We start from the raw sequence: 5,151 nt of genomic DNA, 5'->3' as shown, positions 1-5,151 counted from the left end.
GACCCTGCTGGTCGCCCCGCCGAGCCCGCCCAAGCCCAGGGTTCCGTTCGACCTGGTCGGCCAGGCCCTGGCCGCCGCCGCCGTCACCCTGCTGGTCGGCGGGCTGATCGAGGGCGGCCATCGGGGCTGGGGCGGCGCGCCGCTGGCGGCCCTGGTCGCGGGCCTGGTCCTGGCTCTGGCCTTCGTGCTGTTCGAGCGCCGGGCGGCCCATCCGGCCATGCCGTTGTCGGTCTTCCGTCGCCGGCCAGCCTGGAGCGCGGTGGTCGTCGGCTCGGCGCTGAACTTCACCTATTACGGCCTGATCTTCGTGCTGGGCCTCTACATGCTGCGGGCGCTGCACTGGACGCCGGGCAAGGCGGGCCTGGCCTTCCTGCCCCTGACGGCCACCTTCATCGTCTCCAACCTCTTGAGCGGATCCCTGGTCGGCCGCTTCGGCGCCAGGGCCGTCACCAGCGGCGGGGTGCTGGTCGCCGCCTGCGGCTACGCCCTGACCGCGCGGCTGGGGCAGGGCAGCAGCCTTGCGGAGATGCTGCCCGGGTTCGCCCTGATCCCCGGCGGCATGGGCCTGGCGATCCCGGCCCTGACCAGCGGCCTGCTGGCCGGCGTCGACCGTCATGACGCCGGCGCGGCCTCGGGCGTGCTCAACGCCTGCCGGCAGGTCGGCGGCGCGGCCGGGGTGGCGATCTTCGGCGCGCTGGCCGGGGCGGGGATCGTCAGCGGGCTCAAGGCCTCGGCGATGATCGCGGCGGCGATGCTGGTCGCGGCGGCGGGGGTGCTGCTGGCGCCGGCGCGGAAGGCCTGAGCCCTCAAGCCGCCGCGTAGTCGTACTTCAGGTCGAAGGCCCCGTCCGACTTCAGCGAGAACACCGCCTTCGACCACGGCTCGTGGGCGCTGGAGGCGGTGAGGCGGTGCAGGTTGCGCAGCGCCTTCGACACCGAATAGTCGAGCTTGCGCACGTCGAGATCGGCCACCTCGCCGGCGGCCCTGGTGTAGTCGCCGGTCAGGCCCACCGAGCCGTCGATCACGTCGACATGCAGGCGGATCTCCGACCAGGGCTCGGCCACGCTGTCGGCCAGGGCCTGGCCGACATGGCGGTAGATGCCTTCGGGGGTGTCGATGTCGGCCATGGAATCCTCCTAGGCGGCTTTGAAGGCAAATCTAGTCGTTGAAGAAGGTTCGGGTCGAGGGCTTGCCGTCGATGACGTACTCCACCCTGAACGCCTCGGGCCGCTTGGAGGCGCCGTCGAACACCGCCTTGATGTCGACGTCGACCTTCTTGCCGTCCTTGAGGGCCGCGGCCCACTCGTTTTCCATGGTCTTCCAGCCGCTCTTGTTCAGCGTGCCGTCCATGGCGTGGTAGTTGATCTGCTCGCCGGGGCCGTTGAAGATCGCCGCGACCAGGTGCCCGCCCTCGTCGCCGGCCACCCCGTCCTTGATCCCGCCTTCCTGGCCCGCCTTGGTCTGCTGGTAGCCGTTGCGGTCGGCGTGCTTGAGGTCGAGCGTGCCCGTCACCTGCTCGACCCGGCCCTTGGCGTCGGTGTGATAGGTGTAGCGGCCGCTGACCACATAGTCGGTGTTCGGCGCCAGTTCGCCGTTCAGCTTGGCGTTCCAGCCGCCCTTGGCGCCTTGCTCCAGCTCGACGCGGGGGCGGGCGCTCAGGGCCTCGTCCAGCTTGCGGCTGGCGGTCTCCAGGGTGTTGCGGGCGCTCTCGGGCAGCTTGTCCAACGGCAGGGCGTCGATCGCGCCCTTCAGCTTTTCCAGCGCCGGCCTGGCGGCCGCGGCGAAGGCGCTGTCGACCTTGGCCAGGTCGGCGGCCTTGCTCACCGTCTCGGCCCACTTGCCGAGCTTGCCCAGCTTGGCCGCGTCGCCGATGTAGGGGATCATGCTGACGGCCGAGAGGCCGGCCCCGAGAAAGTCGCCCCGGAACAGCGAGATGACGCCGTTGGCGCCGTCCGAGATCGGGGTCGGGTCGAACAGGCCCGCGACGTCCAGCGCCATCTGGCCCAGGTCGAGCATCAGCTCCTGCTTCTGGGCGGCGCTGGCTGCGTCCAGGTCGTCGGCTAGGCGCTTCTGGTCGGTCGGCGACAGGTCGGCCTCGATCTCGGCGCGCAGGCTCTGGGCCTTGGCCGGATCGGACCTGGCGATCTCGGACAGCTGGCCGGCCAGCTCGCTGGTGTTCAGCTGGCCGCCGGTGCGGCTGGCCGCGACCAGGCCCGAGGCCTCGCTCGCGGCGCCGGCCGCGCTCGACGCGGCGCGGCTGGAGGCTCCGAGGGCCTCGGCTGCGTTCAGGGCGGACATGCGGGGCCTCCGTTGCGCCTTGGCTGGCCAACGATGGCGGCGGGGAGGGGCGTCCGGATAGCTGGGAGCGACCCTAGCTAGGGATGTCCCTAGTTATGCGGCGGGCGGGGGAGGACTAGCGTCCCCGGCAGGAAAGCGTCCGTACCAGGAGTTGCCGATGACCGCCGTGTCCCTCAACACCCAGTCATCCGTTTCCAGCGCCAGTGGCGGCGGACGCTCCGACGAGCATCTGGTCAAGACCGGCGAGACCCTGTCGGGCATCGCGGAAAAGCATGGCGTCTCGCTGGACGCGCTGATCCGGGCCAATCCGCAGATCACCAATCCCAACGTCATCCGGCCGGGCCAGACAGTGACCCTGCCGGCCGGCGCAGCCGCCGAGCCGCGCAGCTACCAGGTCGCGGCCGGCGACAACCTCTCCAGCATCGGCGCCCAGTTCGGGGTCTCCTGGCAGTCGATCGCCCAGGCCAACCACCTGGCCAACCCCAACCTGATCCATGTCGGCCAGGCCCTGCAAATCCCCGGCGGCGGAACGGCCACGCGGCCGACGCAGACGACGACCGCTCAGCAGACGACGCCGTCCACCACCACAACGACCGGCCAGGCGACCGGCGTCCTGCCCTCGACCGAGGGGCTGAGCCAGGCCCAGAAGTACGACCTCTACGCCGGCTACGTGAACGCCTATGGCGACGCCCAGGCCAAGGCCGATCTGGCCGCCGGCAAGCAGGTGATCCTGGGCCTGCGCACCGAGACCAGCCTGAACACCAACGGCGGCAAGGGCGCCTATGACGACCGGGTCGTCGTGCTGCAGCAGGGCAAGGTCCAGGAATACGCCGCCAACACCGAGCCCTCGGCCCAGTACGACGGCCGTTACGGCGCCGACTTCAACGGCGACGGCCGCAAGGAGCTGGGCCGCATCGCCGAGGGCACGGTCACCTTCCAGAAGAGCACGAGCTCGACCCTGGGGAACGTGCTTCGCCCGACCGAAAGCCACGCCGTCCAGCGCGACACCAACCACGACGGCCTGATCGATGCGAAAGACGCCAAGGGAACCGGCGTCAGCACCGACAACTCGTTCCTGTTCCATGCCGGCGGCAATACCAACACCGGCTCGGCGGGCTGCCAGACCCTCAAGCCCGGCGACTTCCAGTCGTTCTGGAACGGCCTGGGCGACCAGAAGAGCTTCAACTACGTGCTGGTCAATGTCGACCGCCAGGGACCGCCCGGCGGCGCGACCACCACGACCCAGGCCTCGGCCTCCAGCGACGCGCGGATCGGCGCCCTGTCGGAGCGGTACGAGACCGGAGGGCGCGGCCCCGGCACGGTGTCGAGCGGGGCGGGCGATCCGGGCGGCGTGTCGTACGGCACCTACCAGCTGGCCGGCAATCGCGGCCGGCCGCAGGAGTTCCTCGCCGCCGAGGGCCGCCAGTGGGCGGCCGAGTTCGGCGGCGCCAGCCCCGGCTCGGCCAGCTTCACGGCGACCTGGAAGGCGATCGCCGCCCGCGAGCCCGAAAAGTTCGAGGCCGCCCAGCACGACTACATTCAGCGCACCCACTACCAGGTGCAGCTCGACAAGGTGAAGACCGACACGGGCGTGGATCTGTCGACCCGCTCGGCGGCGATCCGGGACGTGGTCTGGTCCACCTCGGTGCAGCACGGGCCGGAGACCGGCGCGGTGGTCAAGGCCATGGCGCGGGTGGAAGGGCAGGGGCTGACGCCGGCCGACGGCCAGACCTACGACCGCGCCCTGATCAACGCCATCTACGACGAGCGCGGCAAGCGCGACGCCAGCGGGGCCCTGGCCTACTTCACCAGCGCCTCGGCCGACGTCCAGGCGTCGGTCGCCAACCGTTTCGCCAGCGAACGCCGGGACGCCCTGGCGATGCTGGGCCGATGAGAACCGCCGCGGCGGGTCGGCGTTCAATCGCCTGACCCGTTCCGGATGACCCCGACGATGAAGCTTGCTCCCCCAACCCTCATCGCCCTCGCGCTGGCCTTCGCCGGTTGTGAGCGACCGGCGGCGGCCGTCCCCCCCCTACCCATGGCCGCCGCCGGCACCGCTGACGCTGCGAAGACGCCGGCGGCCGGAACATACGTGATGAGCGGCCAGCGTCGCGGCCGGCTGGTCCTGACGGCCAAGGGCGAGGTCTGGCGGATCAGCCTCTCGGGCGGCGCGAGCGCCGACGGCGCGGCCACGGCGGCCGATTGCCAGCTCGAGGCCGAGGGCGCGCTGAAGGACGGGCGGATCGACGCTCAGGTCGTGCCGTTCGAGGGGACCAACACCACCCTCACCGCCGCCGACCTGGAGGCGCGGCCGGCCACGGCGCGCGTGGCGCTGAACGGGGAGGCCGCGACCGTGACCACCGACTTCCAGGGCTGCGGCGCCGGCGCGGATCTCTCCGGCCGCTATGTGCGCCCGGCGCCGGGGGCGATCGTGCAGGGCGCCATCTCCCAGGGGGCGAGCGTCTCCGACCTGTCGGCGGCGCTGCCCGACGCGCGGCTGACGATCCTCGACGGCTATCCCTGGGCGCGGTTCGCGATCGCGCGGGGCGGCAAGCGCCTGGCGGTGGTGCAGTTCGACGGCGAGAACGAGGAGCTGGCCGACGGCCGCAACAGCCAGCAGGCGATCGGCTCGGAAGTGGGCTGGAGCGCGCTGAAGCCCGGTCTGCGGGTGGTCAAGGTCGAGGGAGGCGCGTCGTGATCCGCCCCGTAGAGCGTTCCTCGGGAGTCGATCTCTCTTCCTCGACACCGTCCACCACGGCCGCCCGCGCCGGCGCGGCCCGGCTGGCGCTGGAGGCGATGGCGACCATCGCCGGCGCGGCGGTGGTCGATCCCCTGCGCGGCGGCGATCGCGGC

5 protein-coding genes are annotated in these 5,151 nt (G+C 71.7%); 3 read left to right on the top strand and 2 right to left on the bottom strand.

Annotated elements, in window-relative coordinates:
* Positions 1–802: MFS transporter (locus DMC18_RS22905; RefSeq protein WP_146218183.1), on the top strand; the 802-nt coding region annotated here is incomplete at its 5' end.
* A gap of 4 nt (positions 803–806) precedes the next feature.
* On the opposite strand, the gene DMC18_RS22900 is transcribed toward DMC18_RS22905, so the two are convergent.
* The gene (locus DMC18_RS22900; protein WP_110119735.1) at positions 807–1,127 is read right to left on the bottom strand and encodes a hypothetical protein; all 321 of its coding nucleotides are present in this window, start codon (positions 1,125–1,127) and stop codon (positions 807–809) included.
* 31 nt (positions 1,128–1,158) lie between these two features.
* On the bottom strand, positions 1,159–2,298 hold the full coding sequence (locus DMC18_RS22895; protein ID WP_199232614.1) for a DNA/RNA non-specific endonuclease: 1,140 nt from the start codon (positions 2,296–2,298) through the stop codon (positions 1,159–1,161).
* A 157-nt stretch (positions 2,299–2,455) separates the two neighbouring features.
* Between DMC18_RS22895 and DMC18_RS22890 the strand changes: the two genes are divergently transcribed.
* Together DMC18_RS22890 and DMC18_RS22885 are read left to right on the top strand one after the other, a co-directional pair.
* Positions 2,456–4,192 (top strand): LysM peptidoglycan-binding domain-containing protein, encoded by a 1,737-nt coding sequence (locus DMC18_RS22890; RefSeq protein ID WP_110119736.1) that lies wholly within the window; start codon positions 2,456–2,458, stop codon positions 4,190–4,192.
* A 201-nt stretch (positions 4,193–4,393) separates the two neighbouring features.
* On the top strand, positions 4,394–4,996 hold the full coding sequence (locus DMC18_RS22885; RefSeq protein ID WP_110119737.1) for a hypothetical protein: 603 nt from the start codon (positions 4,394–4,396) through the stop codon (positions 4,994–4,996).
* Positions 4,997–5,151 lie beyond the last annotated feature (155 nt).

The organism is Caulobacter sp. D5 (assembly GCF_003185805.1).
In the GTDB taxonomy this organism is placed as follows: Bacteria; Pseudomonadota; Alphaproteobacteria; order Caulobacterales; family Caulobacteraceae; genus Caulobacter.
The sequence above is the reverse complement of the archived record's forward strand: the minus strand, read 5'-3'. Positions and strand labels throughout refer to the sequence as shown.

Coding starts and splice junctions, on each gene's coding strand:
- DMC18_RS22885 (WP_110119737.1), top strand. CDS start 4,394: ATGAGCGGCCAGCGTCGCGGCCGGCTGGTCCTGACGGCCAAGGGCGAG.
- DMC18_RS22900 (WP_110119735.1), bottom strand. CDS start 1,127: ATGGCCGACATCGACACCCCCGAAGGCATCTACCGCCATGTCGGCCAG.
- DMC18_RS22895 (WP_199232614.1), bottom strand. CDS start 2,298: ATGTCCGCCCTGAACGCAGCCGAGGCCCTCGGAGCCTCCAGCCGCGCC.
- DMC18_RS22890 (WP_110119736.1), top strand. CDS start 2,456: ATGACCGCCGTGTCCCTCAACACCCAGTCATCCGTTTCCAGCGCCAGT.